We start from the raw sequence: 277 nt of genomic DNA, 5'->3' as shown, positions 1-277 counted from the left end.
ATTTGTAATGCCATCAAATTGTGGTGGTGTGAAAGGTTCAATATTAGAGCTTAAGCCGAAAATAGGGGCAAGATCTTTATCCAATTTAAGATGATAGAATACAATTGATTTTGTTTTACCTTGAGCATCTTTGACACTTCGTTTTGTTGTCTTACGATCTCTATCAGATTCCATATAACCTTTTTCTTTTAAAGCTTCAACTACATTGTTAGTGTCTTGAAATTGATTATTATTAAGCATATCTTTGAAAACTTTGGCAATTATCTTAACTTGGATA

Annotated in this window: 1 pseudogene; it reads right to left on the bottom strand. The window is 30.7% G+C overall.

Annotated features, from left to right (window positions below):
• A pseudogene (locus JVV30_RS13050) lies at positions 1 to 277 on the bottom strand (cassette chromosome replicative helicase); the annotation flags it as partial.

Source organism: Staphylococcus sp. GDY8P47P (assembly GCF_016892225.1).
GTDB classification, from domain to species: domain Bacteria; phylum Bacillota; class Bacilli; order Staphylococcales; family Staphylococcaceae; genus Staphylococcus; species Staphylococcus borealis.
The sequence above is the reverse complement of the archived record's forward strand: the minus strand, read 5'-3'. Positions and strand labels throughout refer to the sequence as shown.